Raw genomic sequence first — 22,151 nt, 5'->3', positions numbered from 1 at the left:
ATGTTCTGATCACCTGTGCAGGTTCACCGAATGCCGCGGCGGGTCACTCGACCTCGATGCGTCCGATATGAGCGGCTCGCGGACCTGACTGGCACTCTCGGCCTGACGAAATCTGCGACGGACCAGTGTTCGTATTGCAGGGCGAAAATTGAAGGACAATGCCGTCATGTCCCTACATTTCGAACGCCTCGGCACGGGCCGGCCGCTACTGATGGTCCATGGGCTGGGGGCCAATCTCCGCACCTGGGATCCGCTCTTGAGCGCATTGCGCGGCTCGCGCGAACTGATCTTGGTCGACCTGCCGGGACATGGCAAATCGGCCCCGCTCGCGGGCCGGCAGACGGTGGAGGCTTATGCAGACGCCCTAGCCGGCTTCGTGCAGTCCCATGGCCTGACGCCGGCGGACCTTGTCGGCAGTTCGGTGGGGGGCCGGCTGGTGCTGGAGCTGGCGCGGCAGGGCATCGGTCGGCACTGTGTGGCGCTCGATCCCGGCGGTTTCTGGCGCGGATGGGAAACGCGCTGGTTACACTGGACGCTCGCGGCATCGATACGCCTGGTGCGGCTGCTGCGGCCCTTCCATCCCGGCCTGTCGCGCCACGCCGTCACCCGTACGGTGTTGCTGGCCCAACTGTCGGCCCGTCCGTGGGTGCTACCACCGCAGCTTGTTGAAGAGGAGCTGCGGAGCCTGGCGGCCACACCGGTGTTCGATGCGATGCTGCGCGAGCTGGCACGCGGACCGTTGCAGCAAGGCTCGGCAAAGACGCCTGGCCGGGTCACCATCGGCTGGGGCCGCCAGGACCACCTGCTGCTGCCACGCCAGGCTGCACGCGCCCAGGTAGCCTTCCCGTCGGCCCGGCTGCACTGGTTCGAACGCTGCAGCCACTTCCCGCATTGGGATCAGCCTGCCGAGACGGCGCGCGTGATCCTTGAAACGGCCGGTGAGGATGCGCCTTTAAAGGGCTTCTTGCACCCCAGAGCCTGCGGTCATCCCCGGATCGTCAAGCATATCGGCCGAGCTTGCCGCATCCTCTCGGGATCCGGTCCATAGTCCGCTCTTTTATCGCCGCGGAAATGAAGCAGCGCTTCAAAGCTAACCTAGAGCGCGGCATTTCGAGGCTGCGCTGATCGCGCTGACCTGCTCTGGTTGCGCTTCACATGGCCCATCCCGCGAACGACCGCTTTAATTAGCCTTGCCGTTTACAGGCTCGACAGCGGACCGTCTGAACTCGCGCTCCGGGCATTCCCCATGTGTCCCAAAGGGGATCGGCTACCGAACGTTTCCGCCCACGACCGACTCGGTAATTCGGAAGGTCTGCGTTCCGGCAAACTGTACGATCCCGAGCGACCGGGTCCGACGGAAAGCTGCCTGACGGATGTGAAATGAGCAGTTTAAAATACAGACATCGCTGGCGAGCAAGCGCTTCAAGCCGTGTGGATTGTGTGGCGGGCATGTCCTGGCCATCACACAGGTGGGTTTTCGGGTGTTTCTTGAGCGACCGCCGAAACCGCGTGTCGGCGTTCCAGTTTCAGTCGGTGCCCGTAGATACCTGCCGCCTGCAGAAGGCCGAGACGGATCTTGAGGCCGACCCGGGCGCTTACTGCGTTGGATACCGTAGTCGATCGCATCAACCGAACGACGAGGGCGGCCAGAGTTGCCAGACAGACTCTGAGCTCAAGACGGCGAACACGAGGTGAGGAATGATGTCAGGGAACCGGCGACTTTTCGAGGAAGGGTTAGACCTTCTCCACGGAGCGCATCGGCAGGGGGCGGCGCAGGCGACGCGCAACAACAAGACGGCGACGCTGCCGAAGCTGAAACAGATGCTGGAGGCGGGATCCAAGCAGAACATCGTTCAGCAGAAGCGGTTGGATGAAGTATTTGATCTAATCGGTATCAGGCCCGATCCCAAAAAAGATTCAGCCATGCAGGGCATCTGCGATCTCAACGAAGCAGAAATAGCCAAGCACAGGAACGCCGTCGACCGCGATCTCCTCAACATTGAGTACGGTCAAGTTGCGGCGCATTTCTACATCGCCCGGTATGGGACGCTACGTAGTGCTGCGCACGCGCTCGGGCACGCCAAAGCCGCCAAGCTTTTAGATCGTACGCTTGTCGAGACCCGCGCGATCGATCAGGCCTTCACACAGCTCTACAATCATCTACTGGCACGCCGCACCTCGACCCGCTATCCGGACGAGACCGCGGTCACCACCACGGCGTACATGCACCCCCGCCTTACGGTTGGGCTAGCGCTTGGCGGTATGTTGGTCGCGGTCGCGTTCTCGGAAGCCGGGCGATCCAAGCGACGCTGACGGGTGGACGCAGCATGGCTCTTATGTGGGGCCTGCTGCCGTCTGCTTCAGGGGACGGGCGAATGTATCTCGAATGGCCGGGTTGGGTCGAAATCCGTCCGTCTGCTTCAAGACTCGCTCGGTTGAATTTCTCCCTTCCAGCATTGCGGCACCGTACTCACGGAAACGGATGTTCTGTCCACCGGTACCGAAAAATACTTCGCCGCACGGTACGGGCAGCCGCCTCACCTCGAACAAGGCTCAAATGCTGATCGCGGCTTCAAATTATGAATTCGAGATACGTCAGGGGCCGTCCCCGGTTCGTGCTTCGAGCATCTGGACTGTGGGCACGACTGTGCATGTGATGGAGTGCCGATGCAAAAAGCTCGCACATACTCTCAGCTGAGGGTTCGCCATCGAAACCGCCTGGCAAAGCGCGGGGCAGTAAGGCTGCAGGCTCATAGCTGAATTTTGCATACGCCGCACAAACGTATGATTCTAATGCGCTCCAAGCATAAATTTCCCCTGCGGAAGGCAACAGGAGAATATTAGGCCAAATCAATTTTTGGATATCACTGAATATTTATTTGTACGTACGCGACGTTCGGCCGCCTCATCGCTCGTCCGTCGATTTTTGCTTTATGTGACTTCGACATGCGCTGCCAACTTGGTTGTATCCACACGGTTCGGCACGCGGCGAGGTTGAACGGTTGATGGCTGAAGCAGTGAAGGGGGTTTGCCCCTATTGCGGCGTCGGATGCGGCATCGTGATGGACGTCGTCGATGGGCGCATTGCACGGGTTAGCGGGGACAAGTCCCACCCAGCCAATCGCGGGCGCCTCTGCACGAAAGGGGCGAGTTGCGGCGAGGCTGTCGCGGTACCCGAACGGCTGGACACCGCATACCGGCGATCTGCTCGCTCGGACGGCTTCTCCAGCGCATCCCTCGGTGCTGCAGTTACCGAAACGGCTCGGCGCTTGTGCGAGATCCGCGACGAGCATGGGCCGGATGCGATCGCCTTCCATATCTCAGGGCAGATGTCGATCGAGGCGCAGTACCTCGCTACCAAGCTCGCCAAGGGCTTTATCCGCACGCGGCACGTGGAGGCGAACTCTCGCTTCTGCATGGCGAGCGCCAGCAGCGGCTATCGGCTTTCGCTCGGCGCCGACGCGCCGCCCGGTTCCTACGAAGACTTCGAGCGTGCAGATCTCTTCCTGGTCATCGGATCGAACATGGCCGACTGCCATCCGATCCTGTTTCTGCGGATGATGGAGCGTGTCCGCGGCGGCGCCCGGCTTATCGTGATCGACCCGCGCCGCACGACGACCGCCGAAAAGGCCAGCCTCTTCTTGCAGCTTCGGCCGGGCACGGATCTCGCCCTGCTGAACGGCCTGTTGCACCTTCTCGTCGAGAACGACCACATCGATACCAGCTTCATCGCGCGGCACACCGAAGATTGGGGCGCGATGCCGGCGTTCCTCGCTGACTATCCTCCCGCCAAGGTTGCAGCGATCACCGGCCTCATCGAGGCCGACATCAGGCAGGCGGCGGCCTGGATCGGCGAGGCCGGAGAATGGGTCTCGCTCTGGTCGATGGGCTTGAACCAGAGCACGCGGGGGACGGCCCACACCAACGCGTTGTGCAACCTTCATCTGGCCACCGGCCGGATCTGCCGGCTCGGTAGCGGCCCGTTCTCGCTCACCGGACAGGCGAACGCGATGGGCGGTCGTGAGGTTGGTTATATGGGGCGCGGTCTGCCGGGCCAGCGATCGACTGCGGATGCGGACGATCGGGCCTTCGTCGAGCGGGCTTGGGACCTGCCGGCGGGGAGCGTTCGCGACGAGTCCGACGTGGGGGCCGTCGCAATGTTCGAGGCGATGGCCGAGCAGCGTGTCCGTGCATGCTGGATCATCTGCACCAATCCCGTCGCCTCCGCTCCGGACCGCAAGAAGGTACTCACGGCGCTCAAAACGGCGGAGTTCGTCGTGGTGCAGGACGCGTTCCGAGATGCGGAGACCAACGCCTACGCCGACATCCTCCTGCCCGGCGCACTTTGGGCCGAGGGCGACGGCGTCATGACCAACTCCGAGCGCACGATGACGTTGACGAGCAGGGCCGTCGCGCCCCCGGGGGAGGCAGCGCCGGATTGGTCGATCATCGCCAGCGTTGCCCGTGCCATGGGCTATGGCGACGCGTTCGCCTACGAGACGGCCTCGGAAATCTTCGACGAGTTCGCCCGCTTCGCCAATCCGCGGACGGGATACGACATCCGCGGAGCCAGCCATGCCCGCCTGCGCGAGGGTGCGTTGCAGTGGCCGGTCGCCCCGGACACGGGAAACGACAGCAGTGCGATTCTCTATCGAACGCCCGAGGGCCTGAACTTTCCCACCGAAACGGGGCGCGCCCGCTTCTTCGCACAACCCTTCGCCAGCCCAGCGGAAACACCGGACACCACCTATCCGTTCGTCCTCGATACAGGTCGTGTCCAGCATCAGTGGCACACGGCAACGAAGACAGGACGGATCGCGGCCTTGAACCGCCTGAATCCCGGTCCCTTCATCGAGATCCATCCCGAGGATGCCACGACGCTCGGCATCGCCGAAGGGAATGCGGTGGAGATCCGGACCCCGCGCGGCAGCGCGACGTTGCCGGCCTCGGTGACGGACCGGGTGTCACCGGGCTCCTGCTTCGCGCCCTTCCACTGGAACGACCGCTTCGGCGTCGACCTGACCGTGAATGCGGTGACCGACGATGCCGTCGATCCGATCTCTCTGCAACCGGCGTTCAAGAGCAGCGCGGTCGCTTTGACCCGTATTGCCGCCCAGCCGCTGGACGAGGCCACAGGCTCGGCGGCCGGCGATGGCTCGGGCGAACGGCCAGATTCATCGGATGCCGTTCGTACCCTTTCGAACTTGCTTGGGATCGAGGCCGCGCTGCCGCAGGCTTTCGACGCGGATGCGCGCCTCTATTTACAAGGTTATGTGGCTGGGCTCGGTGCAGATACACCGACTTTGAACCGCGTCCCGGTCCTTCCCGAGACCGCTCCGCTCGACAGGTCCAGCCGCTTGCAACTCGACGGTTTGCTCGCGGGGCTGTTCTCCCGCGTACGAGCTGAAGCCGGGACGAAGGGCCAACCAGCGCTCGATACGCCAGCACAGGCGGCGATTCCGATCGTCTGGGGGTCGCAGACAGGCAACGCGGAAGCGCTCGCCCAGCGTTGTGCAGAAGCCTTGGAGAAGGCTAATCGGCCTACGCGTCTGGCCCCCCTGAATGACGTTCGCCCGAAAGATCTTGCTGAGGGACCCGCCTTGTTCGTCACCAGCACCTTCGGTGACGGGGATTCGCCCGATAACGCAGGCCTATTCTGGGAAGCTCTGGAAGCGGCCGACGCTCCCCGGCTTGACGGCCTGCGCTACGGCGTTTTGGCGCTTGGCGATAGCAGCTACGACCAGTTCTGCGGTTTCGGTCGCAAATTGGATGCTCGGCTGGCCGAACTCGGGGCCGAGCGGATCATCGAACGGGCCGAATGCGAGCCTGGCGACGAGGCCACGTCCGCAGCCTGGATCGCCCGAGCGACAGCTCTCCTGGTGAGAGATATCGGGGAAGCCGATGCCGGAAAGACGATTAAGCCCGTGCCTGCCGCCTCGACGCCTGGATCTGTTTCGGCCTGGGACCGCAAGCACCCCTACCGCTCGCGGCTGATCGGGAACCGCCACCTCAACGGCCCTGACAGCGGGAAAGAAACTCGGCAGTTCACTTTCGCTCTCGGCGAAGACGGTCCCACCTACGAGGCCGGGGATGCGATCGGCGTGTGGCCGCGCAACGATCCCGGCGTTGTCGCTGAAATCGTCGCTGCGCTTCACCTCCAGCTGGACTCGGAGGTCGTGGTCGAGCAGGGCATGATGACCCTGGAGGATGCGCTGGCGCGGCACTACGACATCGCTAGGCCTTCGCCCGAATTCTTGGATTGGTGGGCGTCCGTCTTCGGGGACCATGAGCTTCGCGAAACGCTGGCTCTGACCGGCAGCGAGCGCGCGGCACGGCTCTCTGGCCTGCAGATCGCCGATTTGCTGACGGGCACGTCGGTCGCGATCGAGCCGGAGGCGTTTCTTCCACGCCTGCGCAAGCTGCAGCCACGCCTTTACTCGATCTCGTCCAGCCCGAAGCTGCATCCGCGCGAGGTCCAGACGACGGTGGCGATCGTTCGCTACACCGCAGGCAACCGCGGGCGGACGGGCGTGTCGGCGGGCTATCTTGCCGACCGAGCCGACGGCGACATCCCGATCTTCATCCAGGCCAATCCAAATTTCCGGCCACCTGTGGCGCCGGACGTACCGATAGTGATGATCGGCCCTGGGACCGGCGTCGCGCCGTTCCACGCCTTCTTGGAGGAACGGCAGGCGCGCGGCGCACGCGGCCGCAACTGGCTGTTCTTCGGCGAGCAGCGCATCGCGACCGACTTCTACTATCGCGACTCCTTCGAGGCATGGCAGCGCAGCGGACTGCTGACACGGATCGACACCGCCTTCTCGCGCGATCAGCCTGAGCGGATCTACGTCCAGGACCGCATGCGAGAGCAGGGTGCCGAACTCTGGCGCTGGCTGGAAGAAGGGGCGCACCTCTACGTCTGCGGCGACGCAGCCCACATGGCCAGGGACGTAGATGCCACCCTGCGAATCGTTATCCGGGAGGCAGGCGGTCTTTCCGGCGACAAGGCCGACGCCTACGTCGCCGAACTCACCAAGACAAAGCGCTACCTCCGCGACGTCTACTGAAGTAATAGCATTTCTCATTCAGCCTGTGTGGTCATACCAATGAGCGCGATCGATATGCTATCAAATTCTGTAGATCTTCGAAGAACTGCTGATTTTGCGCGCTGGATGAGCGCCTTACGCTTGATCGGCGCAGGCCTTGTCGCACTCGGCGTTGTGTTTGAGTTCGTAGGCGAGCTGGCTGGGCGACAATCTGAACGCCAAATTCAGGCGGCTCATGAAATCCAGATTCAGCAGCTCGCTGAGCGAATGAACTTGTTGCGACGTTCGACAATTATAAACGATCACGCATCGAGCGGTATTCAAACTAGTTCTTCGTTATCATCTCAATATAATGACAGATTGAGCAAGTCGTCATCCTGCCCACGCGCAAGGCAGAGCACGGAGCTTTAACGCAGTTTCCTTCACCCCCTCCCCCCCCACGGTAGCATGAGACACTGTTGTAAACTAACGTCTACCCGCTCGTTTTGCGTCTGCGTTGGGTGGGAGGCTGCCTGTCCGCTTATGGGCGGCTGAGCCGGCGAAGCGGACCCACCAAGCGAACGTGGGTAACGTGTGCTTCAAGTGTGAGGCGTGTAATCAACCTGGGCCAGCGGTCAGGGAGAGGGCGGCTGCGATCATCAGCCAACGTCTTGGACCCCAGAATGCCGAGCGCACGGCCTGTCGAGCCGCTTGCGGCCAGGGGGCTCGAGTCGCTCCGTAAGTCGTTTTACTTCCCGATAACAGCACGCAGTCCCTCAATCGTCGGCGTCGTCACCAACGAGCACTACTGCGACGAGGGCTTGTTTCATAGCATTCGAAATCGCTCATGAGCCACGTCACGCTCAATGCTTAAAATAGAGTTACCAACTAACAAACCCGGACTACGTTGCGATACAAATCAATATGATTTTCGTCGCGCTTATGGGCACATGACAAGCAATTTTCGGTTGTAATCGGCAAATTAACATGCAATATCAAGGAATTCTATCACTGCGAACGATATCCAAAGCTACTAAAATTTGTAACGAATATCGGGGGCGGGTTGTGGCTGGATCTGCTGTAGTAGAGCCCAAATTCGTGGCGCCTCCTGTATCAAATGACACTAAGCCAGTCTACGTCGTGGGCGGACGTGTCTTGGTCGCATCGGGGCACGAGGTTTCCTGCCGTGCGACCGAAATTTCGTTGAAGTCGGCCGACATTATCGCCAACGCCGAGGTCGAAGTGGGTGAGACGGCGGTCTGCTTCCTCACCAATATCGGCATACTGCTGGGCCGCGTGACCAAGATCACGGCGGAAGGCTTCACCCTCGATCTGTACCTGCCCGAGTTCCGACGCGGCCCCGTCGCGGCCCGCCTCGAATGGCACGCCCGCCGATGCGCACAAACGGTGGAACTGCGTGCCGCGCCGCGTATCGTACCCATACACCGTTCGGTAGAAATCAAGTTTGCTCAGGACATCGTCCTGCGGGGCGAGATCCTGAACCTGTCACGGACTGGCGCAGCCATTTCCCTTAGCTCCTCCACCGTGCCTTTTGTCGGCACCCGGATCAAGGTCGGAGTTCACTATGCCACGATCGTGCGTCACCTCGAAGGAGGTATCGCCGTTCAATTCTGCGAGCCCTTGGCCGCCAACTGCTTCGACGAGCAGATTAGGCTCTGACCGCGCCTCGGCCCCTGAAGCTGGCGACGCAACGTCAGTGCTGGGCAGATATCGAAATCGCAAACGTGAACTTTGACGACGAGCACACTCAAACTATGGCGCAGATGATGATGTGCTCGGGGCAAGCTTCGCGTGCCGAGCAGGACGACATCCTTCCGGGCCACATCGTGCTAGAAAGCGCAACGGTCCCGCGGATGGATGTGCTCCGTCGAGAATACGGTCTTCAAAGGACCCTCGCGTGTCCGGATAGCCGACGCTGAAGGCCAACGCGGCCGATCCGAAGCCGCGTGGGCATGACACAATGTCACTCGCTGAGTTGAAGGCAAGCGGCGCCATCAGATCCGGCCCAAACAACGCGTCTCACAGGATACGGCTTCGTTGCACGCGGAGAACCCCGGCTCCCGGGGCAAGTTTTGCCGAAGCACTACGACTTTTGCTGCAGCGAACGCAGGGCATACAGGGCACGCCCTAGTTGATGAAACGCACTGATCTAACGACTAGAATGCGGTCGCAAGGTACTTCGCCCGGATGGCACATCTCGGAACTCACGACTCTACCCTCGTCGCAATTTCGATTCTGATCGCTGCCGCCGCTTCCTACACGGCGCTCGACCTCGCCGCACGCATGCGTGCCACCACCGGATGGCCTTCGCGGGCGTGGCTCGCCGCCGCCGCCGTCGCCATGGGAGGCGGCATCTGGTCGATGCATTTCGTTGCCATGTTGGCCTTCAGCCTTCCGGGCCTGGAGGTCGGCTACGATCTACGCCTGACCCTGCTCTCGCTGATGCTGCCCATCACGCTCACGGGGCTCGGCTTCGTCGTCGTCAACGGGCCAGGCGCAGGACCGGGTGCCCTCTGCCTCAGCGGCCTCGTGATGGGGCTCGGCATCGCGGGAATGCACTACACGGGCATGATGGCCATGCGCATGCCGGCCGACCTGAGATATAACCATTTTTGGGTCGCCATCTCGATCCTCATCGCCATCGGCGCAGCCATCGCCGCGCTCTGGCTCGCCTTCCAGCAGACTAGCGTCAAGCTGCGCCTCCTTGCCGCCGCGGTCATGGGCTTCGCCGTTTCAGGCATGCACTACGGCGCGATGCAGGGTTCCGCGTTCAGCGCGCATGCGCCCGTCGATCATGCTCACAGTACCGTGGGTGTGAACCAAACCTACCTCGCGCTTTGGGTCATAGGCACGACCTTCCTGATCCTCGTCTTGGCACTGACTGCAGCCATGTTCGACCGGCACCTGTCGGAGGCATCTGAGCACGAGGCCGCGGCTCTCCGCGCCAGTGAGGAGCGCTTCCGACTGCTGCTCCAGGGCGTGAGAGACTACGCGATCTTTATGCTCGATACTGAAGGCCGGATCGCCAACTGGAACGCCGGGGCTGAGTGCATCAAGGGCTACACAGCCGAGGAAATTGTGGGCAGTCACCTGTCTCGCTTTTACACGCCGGCAGACCTCCAGCGCGGCGTTCCGGCCACGGCGCTCATGACTGCGGCCCGCGAGGGGCGGTTCGAGGACGAGGGCTGGCGGGTGCGCAAGGATGGCAGCCGCTTCTGGGCCAACGTGGTGATCGACGCAATCCGCAACGAGCAAGGCCTCCTTGTTGGCTACGCGAAGGTCACACGCGACATTACCGAGCGCAAGCAGGCCCAGGAATCGCTGGATCAAGCCCGTGAGGCGCTTGCACAGGCTCAGAAGATGGAGGCGGTGGGCCAGCTCACGGGAGGGGTCGCGCACGACTTCAACAATCTCCTCATGGCGGTCCTCGGCAGCCTCGAATTGCTGCGGAAACGCCTACCGGACGATCCCAAGCTCACACGCCTGCTCGACAATGCAGTTCAGGGCGCGCAGCGTGGTGCTGCCCTGACGCAGCGCATGCTCGCCTTCGCGCGACGGCAGCAGCTGAAGCCCGAGGCGGTGGACTTGCCTCAACTCGTGCAGGGTATGACGGACCTGCTCCAAAGCTCTATCGGACCGCAGATACGTATCGAGACCCGCTTCCCGCTAGGCTTACCGCGCGTCATGGTAGATGCGCACCAGTGTGAACTGGCGCTTCTCAACCTGACTGTGAACGCACGCGATGCCATGCCCGAGGGCGGCACGATCACAATTGTGGGTCGCGAAGCGGGCGAGGAAGATGCGGCCGATCTTTCCGAAGGCCGCTTCATCTGCCTCTCGGTGGCGGACACAGGCAGCGGCATGGACGCGGCGACCCTCGCCCGTGCGCAGGAGCCATTCTTCACCACTAAGGGCGTCGGCAAGGGAACAGGGCTGGGCCTTCCTATGGTGCAGGGCTTGACTGCGCAGTCACAGGGCCTTCTCACGCTCAGGAGCCAGGTCGGCGAGGGAACGACTGCGGAAATGTGGTTTCCAATGGCCGAGGCTGGGGCACAAGCGGAAACTGTGAACGCTGCACCTTCCCCCCGTATGTCGTCGCGGTCTTTGGCCGTGCTGGTCGTCGATGACGATCCCCTGGTTCTCGAAAACACAGCAGCGATGCTGGAGGATTTGGGTCATTACGCCGTTGAAGCCCGGTCGGGCCAGGATGCTCTGGACATTCTTGATCGCAGACAAGGGCTGGACCTCGTCATTACCGACCACGCTATGCCGGGCATGACGGGAACACAGCTGGCAGAGCAGATCGCACGCGTGCACCCTGGGTTGCCAGTTATTTTAGCCTCGGGCTACGCCGAGGTATCGTCAAAGCGCACCCTTGTTCTACCTCGGCTGAGCAAGCCGTTTGATCAAGGCACACTGGCTCAGGTAGTCGCCAACGCGGTTCATGGCGCCGAAATTACCAGCAAGATCATCAGCTTTCGCTCCAGAGCAACCACACTAGATTGTTCGGATGCCGCACGCGATGCATGCCAAAATTGAGGTTCTCGGGAGCTAATCATCTTCCAGAAGCTTCATCAATGAATGGAGATGGTCTGTATGACCGTGCCCCTTCACCTCCAAATCAAAATGATAGATCCGCCGCTCGGTCGCGCGCATTTCTGACAGGCCCTCCCAGCACTCACAAAGTGAGGTACTATGATCAGCTGAACCATAAAACTTGAGGTTTTGCCAAGCAGATTGAGGCACGGCGTCAGACATGTTGCGCAAATAGTGATATTTTCCACCGCATGTGGTGGCACCCTTAATCACCTTGGTGCATTTGCTCCATAAGGCCGCAAGGAATGGCCGATGACTATCTAGGTCGCGCGAAGGGTCCGCCGTGCCACGAGGCCGAGGGACGAGCCCTGCACGATGATCGTGAACAGCACCACGGCGTAGGTCGCCGCCAGGATCGCGGGCTTGGCGTCGCTCTCCGGTATCGACAGCGCCAGTGCCACCGAGATGCCTCCGCGCGCACCCGCCCAGTTCAGGAAAGGCACGTTGCCGAGCGAGAGGTTGCCGCCCCAGCGGAACAGCATGACGGGCGCTGATACCGCGACGAGACGGGCGACCAGCACGATGGGGACGGAACATGCCGCCAGCGCCAGGCCGGCGACCTGGTAGCGCAGGACGAGCACCTCCAGGCCGATTAGGAGGAACAGCACCGCATCGATGAGCGTCCACAGGGCGGAGACGTACTTCCGCGCTGCTCAGCGCCATCGCCTCCTCGAACATCGGCGTCGCCGGCACGACCTTCTCCATCGCCGCCCTGACCCTGGCCTCCGGCCAGATGGGTCCCCGGCTCCTGCGCAACTTCATCCGCGATGGTCGCAACCAGACGGTGCTCGGCATCTTCCTGGGGACCTTCGCCTACGCGCTGATGGTCCTGCGGCGTGGTGGACTACCTCGGCGATGCCCGGTGCCGGATCGCCCCGCGGCACCTGCCGACAGGTGTGGTAATGCGCGAGGGCCGGAGCCGTGCTCGTGCACCCGGTAACGAATTACGACGGTCTGTGCGATGCCATGTTCCCCATGATCCGGCAGAACGCGGGCGGCTCGGTCCACAGGCTCGGCCGGCTGCTCGACGTGCTCGCGCGCGTCGTCGAGGTCGAGAGGCGGCCGGACCGGACGGCGGAGCTCTCCCGGCATGCCGATCTTGTCATCGCCGCCGCCGACCGCGACGTGGCGGACCCGTCCGACATCGCCGACCTGGATGACCGCTACCGCAGGCTATGCGCCGCCAATCTGGGCATCGTGTAGCGGCCGGAATCAGACCCCGCGATACCTAAGACTGAATGTCCGAGACGGGTGGAATTCCGCCGGTCAGGTTTTGGGAATAGATCCTAAGCTCGACTTTGGCCACTCATGCGGCGTGGCAGAGGGCATAGGCCCAGGGCGCTGGCAAACGGAAGCCGGGTTTTGTTCGGGCGCGTCGGCGCGGTGATGTTGCCAAAGTCCGCTCGCGCCAGATCGCATAGCGCACGGCGGCCAGAGCATCGGCGAAGGTCGGGCGCGGTTTGGGGTACCACGCGGCGGCCGCGATCCGTTGCCGTTGGCGGACTGGGAGCCGTGCAGCCAGCAGCGTGACGATCGAGAACAGGGCGAGCAGGCAGGGCGTGGTGCGGGCGATGGCCTTGTCCGACCACTGCCGCTGCGTCTCGACACCGAGATGGGCGCGCGCTTCCTGGAAGGTGACCTCAACGGTCCAGCGCCGCACGAACCACCCCACGATCTGCGCGGGCTCGCGCACCGGTTCGGTGCAGAGCAGGGCCTGCGGTGCAAAGCGGCTCTCGGGATCGCGCACCAGCACCCATCGGATCGGCACGACCGGCAGACCGCCGTGCCGCCACACGGCGGTCCCGGAGGCGATCTCAAGGGTGCGCTCGCCCGCCCCGTACCAGCCGGGCACCACGACCGCGTGCCAGCGCGTGTCCTTGGCCGCGAGGATCGCGGCGAGCGTCGGCAGCCGCGCGCCTTTGGTCCGCGGGCGTCCAATCGTGCCGGGCGGCCGAGGTGGGGCCGGCTCGTAGAGAGCAGCATCCAGCCGCAGGCGGGTGATCGCCGTGATGCGAGCGCGGCGCATCGCGTCGAGGAACAGCAAGGCCGAGAAGCCGCTGTCGCCCACCACAACGAGGTCGCGTGCGCGCAGCCAGCGGCGAGCCTGGAGAGCGAGTTGGCGTCCGACGTCGAGCAGAGGCTTGTGCCGACGGCCCCGTTCGCGACAGGCGCGCTCTGACGGCACCAACGCGGTTAGGAACGGCAGCGCCCAGACGCGCCCCGCCCAGGGGATCGGGGCGAGCACCATGAGGCTCATCCAGCGCAGCCCGCTCGCCTTGACGAAATGGCTGTCGGAGGAGCGAACTGGATCACGGTAGATGCCCTTGGCCGCGATCCGCTTGCCGCGGCGGCGCTCGATCGTATCGTCCAGTCCCAGGACCACGGGGCCGCGTTGCGCGAACGCATCGACGAGGAGCCCGAGCAGGATACGGCTGCCGGAGCGCGGGCACCACGCCGCTCGGTTGAGGATACGGTGGACGTTCACGAACCGCCGCTCCTGCGCGCGGCCGATGATGCGCAGGACGCTCGTCACCGTGCGCCGCCCCGGCGTCAGGATCGCGCCGATCAGCAACAGCTGAGCATGGCGCCAGGAGCGGTGGACGAACAGCGGCGCGAACGCCAGGATGATCCCGGCAAAGCGGGTGGGCAGGGGCAGCATGGCGGTGTCTCTTGGCGGGGACGCCACCAGCCTATCCCTCACGCCCGCTTCGTCACCTCCGCCCACTCCACGCGCCGCAAATGGCCAAAGTCGAGCTAAGAAAGCGGACAACCGACGCAATATGCGGAGGCCTCCGGCCCCTGACGCAGACCCATGGTCCGTCGAAAGAAAAGCCTCCGATCAAAAGGAGTGAACACAAGGGCTTCGGCATCTGGCCGGGTGATATGGTTCTCGTCATAGTCCAAGCGGAGTGACGTTGCCTCCGTCCTACCGTGAGGCGTTCGTGTACCAGGTGACAGAGCTCAGCCGCCGTCAGTCGGCGCGTCGAGCAGTGCCCTGACACGCCGGGCCAGCTCCGTCCTCCCGTATGGCTTGTCGATGACCTCGAACTCGGGACCGTCTTCACCCTCAAGCGAGGCCTCGGCGTAGCCTGTCGTCAGTAGGATCCCAATCCGTGGCCGCCGCGCACGAGCCGCACGCGCCAGCATCGTTCCGTCGACGCCGCCGGGCATGACGAGGTCGGTGAACAGCAGGTCGACGTGCTCGCCGCCGTCGAGCAGGTCGAGCGCCGCCTTGGGACCGTCCACGACGAGGACGTGGAGCGTGCCTACCGGCGACAGCCACGATTGGCCTGATCGGATGACCGTTAACGCGGACGTCGACCATGCCTACAGGCGACTGGCACGATTGGTTTGATCGGACGACCGTGATTGCGGCCATCGAGCGTGTCTCCAGTCGACTGCCACGACTGGCTTGATCGGACGACCGTGATTACGGACGTCGACCATTCCCATCGGCGCGACCGCCCCGACTAGCCTGGCTGAACGGCCGCGATTGCGGACGTCAACTGTGCCTACAGGCGACTGCCACGATTGGCTTGATTGGACGACCTTAATTGCGGACGTCGACCATTCCCATCGGCGCCACCGCCCCGACTAACCTGACTGAACGGCCGCGATTGCGGACGTCGAGCGTCTTGTGGAACTGCGCGCGAATGCCGACGACGGCGGTCTTGGCCACCTCGTCGACGGTCCAGCCGGCGGCGCGCCTGTACTTGGCCTCGCCGACGGACGAGAGGAACCTGTCGCGCCAGGCCGTGATGGGCCCGGAGATATCGGCGGCGATCCGGACGTCGAAGGACATGCTCATGCCCGGGACGATGCCGGCCCGGGCGTGGCGCGATCTAGGCTACGGCCTGGAGGGGCGGGGCAAACGGGTGGCGGGCGATGATCTCGTCCAGCGTCCCTACCTCCAGGCGCCAGAAACAGATGAGTAGCGCCGGCGTCGGCGTCCACCGCGAACCGTCCCAGTGGCGCCAGACACCGTGGACCTTCTGGGGCTGGCCGTTCTCGTAATCCACGCCAACCCCGGAAACGTCGACGCCCGCCGGGTCGGAGACCGCGTCGGGCGTCGTGTCCAGTACCGTGTGGTGCACGTTGCGAACCCCGTCAGCATACGCCTGGTCGCCGCGGGCCACAACAGATCGGGGCTCGGCATCGAGGCCCTTGGGCGAAGTCCCCGCGTCAATAGACACGGTCGAACCGAAAGGGTTTTCGGAGACGGGCTCGGGGGCCTTCCGAGGGCGACCGGCCTTGGGCTTGACCTGTCCCTTCCCGATGGAGGCGACGGCCCGGGCCTCCCGCATCGCCTTCTCGACATAGGACACGCTGCGCTTGGCCTCGAACGCGATGTCCTCGACCCGGACGCCGGCGGCCTTGCGCTCCAGTGCGACGAGGCCGAAGGCGAGGCGCTGGGCCTGGATCAGGGTGCGGTCCTGCGCGCCGGCATCCCGGCGACGGGTCAGGGACCGCTCGGCCTCCCGGGCGGTCTTCAGGGCACGGGGCGCGATCACGCGCAGGTCGAGCTCGCGGGCCTCCTCGACGGTGACGCCGAACAGGTCGACGAGCATCTGCGGGTTGGTTCGGTAGCGGGGGTCGACGGACCGCTTCTTGTACGTGGCGCTATGGCCTTGGGCGGCGCGCCGGGCCTTGGCGATGACGCTGCCCATCAGGGTGACGGCCCTGGTGCAGGAAAGGCCACACAGGGGTGCCAGGCGCCTGACCTCGGCCTTGAGCGCGTCCGGCTCCATGACCCATGCGGCCGCGACGGTGAGGTGGTAGAGCCAGGTGTCCCGCTCGCCCTTCTGGACCGGGTGGCCCTGGAACCTCGCCTCGAACAGGTTGTACAGGTCCTTCACCACGGCTTTGGAGTACGTCTCGCGGTTCAACTTGACCCTCGGGGCGGGGCGTCCCTCGGCCTTCCTGGCGGCGGCGCTCTCCGCCTTGGCGGCCATCTTCCGGGCCTGGACCTTGCGGTACTCGCGGACCTGCTCGGGCGAGTACGGCAAGATCTCGGTCCGAAGCATGTCGAAGTAGAAGTGCTCGATCTGGTCGACGTAGGCGGGCCAGAGCACCTCGACCGCGTGCCCGTCGTTGGTCGACCCGGCGACACGGAAATTGGCCGTGCAGGCCATCGCCTGGATATCGCGACCCATGTCGACGAAGCCGTCGTTGAGGCACTTCTGAACGGCCTTCCAGACCGGGTGCATCGCGGGCAGGAGCCGGGTGTGCAGCCATACGGCCAACAGCCCCTTGCCGCTCGACATGATGTAGGACGGCAGGGGCAGGCCGAGGTCCTGGAGGCGGGCGAGCACCAGCGGCACCATCGTGCGCGGCGTGCTGTGCCGGTAGGCCTTCTTGTTGTAGAAATCGAGGTCGACCCAGAGGGCACCGAGGCTCGACAGGTTCCAGAACGCCTTGCACGGGCTCTCGCGGTAGTCCCGGCTCGGCTTGCCGTCCTTGGTCGGCTTGGGCTCGCGGAAGGCGCTGAGGGTCATGAACTTCGGCCGGAGCCGCCGGACGGTCTCGGCGAGCTCGTGTCCCTTGGCGCCGGCGGAGCGGGTGCGGGGCTCCTCGATGCCCTCGATCATGACCCGGGCCGTGTAGGTGAGGACGCAGACGCCGCGGGTGTCCTCGGGATGGATCACCGAGGCGTACGAGGACCAGCGCAGATGATGGATCGGGAGGCGTCCGAGCGTGTCGTCGGACGGGCCCGGGACGCCCACGGGCGGGGCTTCGGAGAGTAGATCGGCGTCGGACACGTTCGCAACGTTCCCTGGCTTGGGAGACCTGCGGGGCACCACGACCCGCCGGTCTCCGAATTCGATGTGGGATTGTTGACCTGGGGGTTGCGAACGACAAGCGGTTTCGAGGCGTCGGGATCAGATAGCGGGTCCGCACAGGGGGAGAGCCTCCCCAATCTCCCGTGCCTTAGAGCATGCTATAGTCCGGGCCGAACTGAAAGGGCTCCGTTTCCGGGACAGAATCGTCGATTTTCTGAACCCGGTCGAACCCCGCGAGAACAAGCCGACCGGTCCTTCCGAACCCGCCCTGGGTGTCCGACGTCAGCACCTGTGGGACAGAATGAGGGTCTTCACGAACGGAGGCTGGCTGGTTCATCGTAGCCCCTGAGGAGCGAAGATGAAGCAGACATCCGGACCGGCCAAGAAGCCGGCAGAAGCGGTGATCAAGGACATCCGTCGGGCCACACGTCGGCAGTTCTCGTCCGAGGAGAAGATCCGTGTGGTGCTGGAAGGCTTGCGTGGCGAGGACAGCATCGCGGAGTTGTGCCGACGTGAGGGGATTGCCGCCTCGATGTACTACGGCTGGTCCAAGGAGTTCCTGGAGGCTGGCAAGAAGCGCCTGTCCGGTGACACGTCTCGTGCGGCCACCACGGATGAGGTGCGGGATCTCCGTCGCGAAGCGGGGGCGCTGAAGGAGGTCGTAGCTGATCTCGTCCTGGAGAACCGTTTGCTTAAAAAAAGCATGAGCGGGGCTGGGGGCGACGAGGCATGAGGTACCCGGCCCCCGAGAAGCTGGAGATCATCCGGCTGGTCGAGCAATCCCACCTGCCGGTGCGTGCCACCCTGGACAAGCTCGGCATCACGCGCTCGACGTTCTACCGCTGGTACGACGCCTACCAGCGCGGCGGCCCCGAGGCGTTGAATGACCATCCTTCGCAGCCGAGCCGGGTCTGGAACCGTCTACCTGCAGAGATCCGCGAGCAGATCGTTGCCTTGGCTCTGGAGCAGCCTGAACTCAGTCCGCGTGAGCTGGCGGTGCGCTTCACCGACGAGCGGCGCTACTTCGTCTCGGAAGCGACCGTCTACCGGTTGCTCAAGTCTCAGAACCTGATCACCAGCCCGGCCTATATCGTCATCAAGGCCGCCGACGAGTTCCGCGATAAAACCACCGCGCCCAACCAGCTTTGGCAGACGGACTTCACCTACTTGAAGGTCGTTGGCTGGGGCTGGTACTACCTGTCGACGGTCCTGGACGACTTCTCACGCTACATCGTCGCCTGGAAGCTGTGCACGACGATGCAGGCCAGCGACGTCACCGCCACGCTCGACCTGGCGCTGGGTGCGGCTGGGCTCGATCAGGCGCGGGTGATGCCGCGGCCACGCCTGCTCTCCGACAACGGTCCAAGCTACGTCGCCAGCGACCTGGCTGACTGGCTCGGCATTCGGGGCATGACCCACATCCGCGGTGCGCCATGCCATCCGCAAACGCAGGGCAAGATCGAGCGTTGGCATCAGACACTCAAGAACCGCATCCTGCTCGAACACGCGTACTTGCCCGGCGAGTTGGAGACGCAGGTTGCCGACTTCGTCGAACACTACAACCATGCCCGAGCCCATGAGAGCCTGAGCAACCTCACGCCCGCCGACGTCTACTTCGGACGCGGCGAAGGGATCCTGGCCGAGCGGGAACGCATCAAGCGCCAGACCCTGATGGATCGCCGCTTGCGCCACCACGCGCAGGCTGCCTAACCTCTTACCCCAGATGAACCAGAGCCTCCGCTCCTGAACACCGCTGAATGTCCCAAATCATCTGACGACGGACAAGGGCGTTGCGGGGGATGCCTCCGCCGGTGCGGTGCCAGGGGCAGGTCCACTGTCCGGCCTCGCCGGCTTCCATGGTCTCGATGATCTTGTCGGTGACGATCCGGTGGATGTTCTGGGCCATGGTGCTCTCCCTCGGCCGCCCGATGCGGCCTCGATGGGAGGGCCCGGAGACGGCCGAGGGCGACCCGCACGCGCCAGCGCCGGAACGGAGTGGAGGACCCCGACAGGGGTTGAGGGGAATAGCCCCGGCTGGCGTATGACCCCCCAATTCGAGAGGCCGAACGGAGCGCGCCGGGGGAGGTCCTGGCCCGTCCCGTCCAGGGCGGTGGCGACGAGTCCCCGATCCGGGACAAACGCGAGGGCGGCAACCTCGCTCCCAGACCAACCCACGGTGGACAACCACGCCGACGGCAAGGGGTGCGTAACCGCGATCCGGCACGGTGCCGTCCTGCGGGAGGGCATGCGCATGACACCGGACCACGTGCGAACCGCCAACGCGATCCTCAGGCTGCAGGCGACCCTGAAGCCCCAGGTCGAACTCGTAGAGGAGATCGAGGCTGTCCTCGCCGGCATCGAGGCCGACGCACGCCCGGCAAAAGGGGTTGCAGCCCTGGCCGCTGCGACCGCCGAGCGCGACAAGATGCAGGCCCGCCTCGACCGGCTCTACCGCGCCACCATGGTCATCCCGGAACTGCCGCACGAGTGGCTCCACGGCGTGCTCAAGGCACGGCTGAAACGGGAGGGCACCCTGGGATGGCTGGCAAAGATCGGCTCGCTGGGCGGCCCACGAACGGACTCGCTCCTCATCCGCGTCCGGGATCTCGGTCGTGACGGCGCCGCTCCGATGGGGCCGGATTGCCCGGTCGTGATCGCGATGATGCTGGAGGACAAGGCCCGGGCGAAGCGGGGCGCGGCCTGATCGGCTCAGGCGGCCGCCCTCCGGCGGAATGGGACGACGCCCTCGGCGCGCGCCCACCTGGCCTCCAGCGCCGCACGGATCTCCGCGTCGCTCCGCATGAAGCTGTCGCAGGGCGTCGGGAACCCGACGTTCCAGACGTCGAGGCACAGGCCTCGCTCGATCTCTCCGGCGATGCGGCGACCGTCGGCGTCGGTGGTGACCTCGACGGTGCCGGTGATCAGCACGTCGCGGATGACGACGTCGTCGAAGGACTCGATGGTGGTGGTCATGCGGGGTCTCCCTGGGTCCCCGGCATGATGCCGCCGGCGCCCGGGCGATGCCATCAAGTCACTTGATGACCGCCCCCGGCGTGGCCTGGAACGGGACACGCCGGGGATGCGAACAAAGCGCGTCCCGACCAAACATCGACCAAACATTGGTCGTGAACGGGCGCGTTTCGGGGCGAACGGCGGTGAACGAGAAGGGGGCTGGCCCCCTACGGAAATGGGCTCTACAGAGGGAGTGCCTGCGGTCCGCGCCCCCGTTCGGGACGTGGGGGTCGCAGGTTCAAATCCTGCCACTCCGACCAAATTTCCCGAGGGTTCGCAGTCTCCTACTGCTTCCCACCGAACCTGCCATCCGGTCGTGACCCGCTTTTCGTGCGGGCGCCCGGTCGAAACCCGGTTCCGCGCGCCGCGTCGAATCGCGCGAGGCTTCAGACGCCGAGGCGGCCGAGGCCCGGCAGCTTGAGGCCGGGACGGCGGATGTCGAGGCCGGCGACCGCGCCGAGGATGTTGACCTCGAGGCCCTCGACCCAGCCGACCGTCAGCCCGAGATAGCCGCCGAGATTGATCCGGAAGCCGGTGCCCGAGGGCGTCGGGCCGGCCCAGCGGCCGTCATAGGGAAAATCCTTGCCGATCGCCGTCGCCGGCAGGCTCGCGCGCATCTCCGGGACGGAGCTCATCACCGCCGCCACGAAGGTGTTCGAGTTCGGCCCGGGCCAGAGGTGGTAGTCGCCGAGCTTCGCGTAGCGGTAGTTGGCGATGGTCTCGCGGATGCGCGGCAGCATCCGCTCCGCCTCGGCGCCGTCGGCGGCGAAGACCAGCTCCGGCGTGCTGCCGAACCAGCGCCCGTCCGGCACGAACCGGTCGACCCAGATCGGCATGCCCCAGGCGGTGTAGTCGAACCGCTTGTAGGCGCGGTCGCCGGCGCCCTTCACCACGATCCAGCTGTGGCTCGCGATGATGCCGCGCCAGCTCACCGTGCGGGCCGAGAACACCCGCACCACGGCCTCGGGGTTTTGGGCGGCCGGCCGGAGCAGCCCGGCGCTCGAGCGGTCGGCGGTGCGCCAGTCGGCGATGTCGTTCCGCAGGTAGTACAGGGCCGCCGACACCGCGATCGGCGCGAGGAACACGATCACGAAGACGAGAAGAGCGATTCGGAGCAAGCGGGTCATGTCCAGGCGGGGCGGGGTGTCTCGGATCTAGGAACCTCGCCGGGCGGTTGGCAGAGCGGTGCGGCGTCATCGCGCCTCGGCCGCCCGTGCCCCGTTGCCCCTCCGTCGGTTGCCCTTCGGCCTAGGATTTCCGCATGTGGTACCTCTACGGCGTCGTCCTGATCGCGGGCATCGCCAACGCGATCCAGCCGGGCCAGAACGCGGCCCTGGCCAAGGGCTTCTCGCAGCCGCTCACCGCCGGGCTCGTCGTCGGGATCTGCACGGCGACCACCGTTCTCGTCGTCGGGCTCGTCACCGGCCGGCTCGCCTGGCCGTCGTCCGAAGACCTGGCCACCGTCCCGTGGTGGGGATGGTTCGGCGGCGTGTTCGGCGGCGGCATCGTCATCGCGCAGCTGCTCGTCGCGCGCCAGATCGGCGCCGGCGCCTTCCTCGGCCTGCTGGTGACGGCCGGCGTCGTCGCCTCGGTCCTGCTCGATCACTTCGGCTGGGTCGGCTTCGCGGTGCATCCGGCGACGCCGTGGCGGATCCTCGGCGGCGTCCTGATGATCGGGGGGGCGCCCTCGTCGCCCTGTTCTGAACCGGTGCGCAGG

The 22,151-nt window shown here is 64.7% G+C and carries 14 protein-coding genes and 3 pseudogenes; 9 read left to right on the top strand and 8 right to left on the bottom strand.

Annotation, left to right across the window (positions count from 1 at the left end):
• Positions 1-166 precede the first annotated feature (166 nt).
• The 5 genes from ACFZ8E_RS22855 (at position 167) to ACFZ8E_RS22835 (ending at position 11,585) form a co-directional block, all read left to right on the top strand.
• Positions 167-1,048, top strand: coding sequence for an alpha/beta fold hydrolase (locus tag ACFZ8E_RS22855; protein ID WP_405043864.1), 882 nt, complete (start codon positions 167-169; stop codon positions 1,046-1,048).
• 650 nt (positions 1,049-1,698) lie between these two features.
• Positions 1,699-2,313: a DUF892 family protein gene (locus ACFZ8E_RS22850; RefSeq protein WP_405043863.1), complete on the top strand. Its 615-nt coding sequence runs from the start codon at positions 1,699-1,701 to the stop codon at positions 2,311-2,313.
• A 692-nt stretch (positions 2,314-3,005) separates the two neighbouring features.
• A complete protein-coding gene (locus tag ACFZ8E_RS22845) occupies positions 3,006-7,067 on the top strand; it encodes a molybdopterin-dependent oxidoreductase (protein ID WP_405043862.1) in 4,062 nt (1,353 codons plus the stop codon).
• Between the two features lie 1,161 nt (positions 7,068-8,228).
• Complete coding sequence (locus ACFZ8E_RS22840; RefSeq protein ID WP_405043861.1) at positions 8,229-8,705, top strand: PilZ domain-containing protein; 477 nt, start codon at positions 8,229-8,231, stop codon at positions 8,703-8,705.
• Between the two features lie 528 nt (positions 8,706-9,233).
• On the top strand, positions 9,234-11,585 hold the full coding sequence (locus tag ACFZ8E_RS22835) for an MHYT domain-containing protein (RefSeq protein ID WP_405043860.1): 2,352 nt from the start codon (positions 9,234-9,236) through the stop codon (positions 11,583-11,585).
• A 317-nt stretch (positions 11,586-11,902) separates the two neighbouring features.
• Here the strand turns inward: ACFZ8E_RS22835 and ACFZ8E_RS22830 are convergent.
• A pseudogene (locus tag ACFZ8E_RS22830) lies at positions 11,903-12,283 on the bottom strand (sodium:proton antiporter); the annotation flags it as partial.
• Between ACFZ8E_RS22830 and ACFZ8E_RS22825 the strand changes: the two are divergent.
• A pseudogene (locus tag ACFZ8E_RS22825) lies at positions 12,271-12,845 on the top strand (DUF2254 family protein); the annotation flags it as partial. The pseudogenes ACFZ8E_RS22830 and ACFZ8E_RS22825 sit on opposite strands and share 13 nt — an antisense overlap.
• A 103-nt stretch (positions 12,846-12,948) precedes the next feature.
• On the opposite strand, the gene ACFZ8E_RS22820 reads toward ACFZ8E_RS22825, so the two are convergent.
• The 4 genes from ACFZ8E_RS22820 to ACFZ8E_RS22805 form a co-directional block, all read right to left on the bottom strand.
• Entirely contained in the window at positions 12,949-14,301 is a 1,353-nt protein-coding gene (locus tag ACFZ8E_RS22820) for a transposase (protein WP_405041836.1), read from the bottom strand.
• Positions 14,302-14,603: 302 nt separating this feature from the next.
• Complete coding sequence (locus ACFZ8E_RS22815) at positions 14,604-14,888, bottom strand: hypothetical protein (protein WP_405043859.1); 285 nt, start codon at positions 14,886-14,888, stop codon at positions 14,604-14,606.
• A gap of 304 nt (positions 14,889-15,192) precedes the next feature.
• Complete coding sequence (locus ACFZ8E_RS22810; protein ID WP_405043858.1) at positions 15,193-15,444, bottom strand: hypothetical protein; 252 nt, start codon at positions 15,442-15,444, stop codon at positions 15,193-15,195.
• A 40-nt stretch (positions 15,445-15,484) separates the two neighbouring features.
• A complete protein-coding gene (locus tag ACFZ8E_RS22805; RefSeq protein ID WP_405043857.1) occupies positions 15,485-17,401 on the bottom strand; it encodes a hypothetical protein in 1,917 nt (638 codons plus the stop codon).
• Between the two features lie 379 nt (positions 17,402-17,780).
• Between ACFZ8E_RS22805 and ACFZ8E_RS22800 the strand changes: the two genes are divergently transcribed.
• Positions 17,781-19,132, top strand: a protein-coding gene (locus ACFZ8E_RS22800) for an IS3-like element ISMex16 family transposase (protein ID WP_405041759.1) whose coding sequence is annotated in 2 segments (ribosomal slippage) — positions 17,781-18,117 and positions 18,117-19,132 — 1,353 coding nt in all. Because the reading frame shifts where the segments join, the coding sequence is not laid out codon by codon here.
• A 4-nt stretch (positions 19,133-19,136) separates the two neighbouring features.
• Here ACFZ8E_RS22800 and ACFZ8E_RS22795 read toward each other — a convergent pair.
• The gene (locus ACFZ8E_RS22795) at positions 19,137-19,328 is read right to left on the bottom strand and encodes an ArdC-like ssDNA-binding domain-containing protein (RefSeq protein WP_405043856.1); all 192 of its coding nucleotides are present in this window, start codon (positions 19,326-19,328) and stop codon (positions 19,137-19,139) included.
• A 270-nt stretch (positions 19,329-19,598) separates the two neighbouring features.
• On the opposite strand from ACFZ8E_RS22795, the gene ACFZ8E_RS22790 reads away from it, so the two are divergent.
• The gene (locus ACFZ8E_RS22790; protein ID WP_405043855.1) at positions 19,599-20,126 is read left to right on the top strand and encodes a hypothetical protein; all 528 of its coding nucleotides are present in this window, start codon (positions 19,599-19,601) and stop codon (positions 20,124-20,126) included.
• 5 nt (positions 20,127-20,131) lie between these two features.
• Here the strand turns inward: ACFZ8E_RS22790 and ACFZ8E_RS22785 are convergent, their stop codons facing one another.
• Positions 20,132-20,395, bottom strand: coding sequence for a hypothetical protein (locus ACFZ8E_RS22785; RefSeq protein WP_405043854.1), 264 nt, complete (start codon positions 20,393-20,395; stop codon positions 20,132-20,134).
• Between the two features lie 425 nt (positions 20,396-20,820).
• A complete protein-coding gene (locus tag ACFZ8E_RS22780; RefSeq protein ID WP_243931731.1) occupies positions 20,821-21,561 on the bottom strand; it encodes a DUF3750 domain-containing protein in 741 nt (246 codons plus the stop codon).
• 134 nt (positions 21,562-21,695) lie between these two features.
• On the opposite strand from ACFZ8E_RS22780, the pseudogene ACFZ8E_RS22775 reads away from it, so the two are divergent.
• Positions 21,696-22,138: pseudogene (locus ACFZ8E_RS22775) on the top strand (DMT family transporter).
• Positions 22,139-22,151: the final 13 nt, after the last annotated feature.

The sequence above is a fragment of the Methylobacterium sp. HMF5984 genome, assembly GCF_045033435.1.
Taxonomy (GTDB): Bacteria; Pseudomonadota; Alphaproteobacteria; order Rhizobiales; family Beijerinckiaceae; genus Methylobacterium.
The sequence above is the reverse complement of the archived record's forward strand: the minus strand, read 5'-3'. Positions and strand labels throughout refer to the sequence as shown.

What these genes read in the sequence shown, in the direction of transcription:
- ACFZ8E_RS22845 (WP_405043862.1), top strand. Translation starts at nt 3,006, where the DNA reads ATGGCTGAAGCAGTGAAGGGGGTTTGCCCCTATTGCGGCGTCGGATGC.
- ACFZ8E_RS22850 (WP_405043863.1), top strand. Translation starts at nt 1,699, where the DNA reads ATGATGTCAGGGAACCGGCGACTTTTCGAGGAAGGGTTAGACCTTCTC.
- ACFZ8E_RS22810 (WP_405043858.1), bottom strand. Translation starts at nt 15,444, where the DNA reads ATGTCCTTCGACGTCCGGATCGCCGCCGATATCTCCGGGCCCATCACG.
- ACFZ8E_RS22795 (WP_405043856.1), bottom strand. Translation starts at nt 19,328, where the DNA reads ATGGCCCAGAACATCCACCGGATCGTCACCGACAAGATCATCGAGACC.
- ACFZ8E_RS22820 (WP_405041836.1), bottom strand. Translation starts at nt 14,301, where the DNA reads ATGCTGCCCCTGCCCACCCGCTTTGCCGGGATCATCCTGGCGTTCGCG.
- ACFZ8E_RS22785 (WP_405043854.1), bottom strand. Translation starts at nt 20,395, where the DNA reads ATGACCACCACCATCGAGTCCTTCGACGACGTCGTCATCCGCGACGTG.
- ACFZ8E_RS22780 (WP_243931731.1), bottom strand. Translation starts at nt 21,561, where the DNA reads ATGACCCGCTTGCTCCGAATCGCTCTTCTCGTCTTCGTGATCGTGTTC.
- ACFZ8E_RS22835 (WP_405043860.1), top strand. Translation starts at nt 9,234, where the DNA reads ATGGCACATCTCGGAACTCACGACTCTACCCTCGTCGCAATTTCGATT.
- ACFZ8E_RS22855 (WP_405043864.1), top strand. Translation starts at nt 167, where the DNA reads ATGTCCCTACATTTCGAACGCCTCGGCACGGGCCGGCCGCTACTGATG.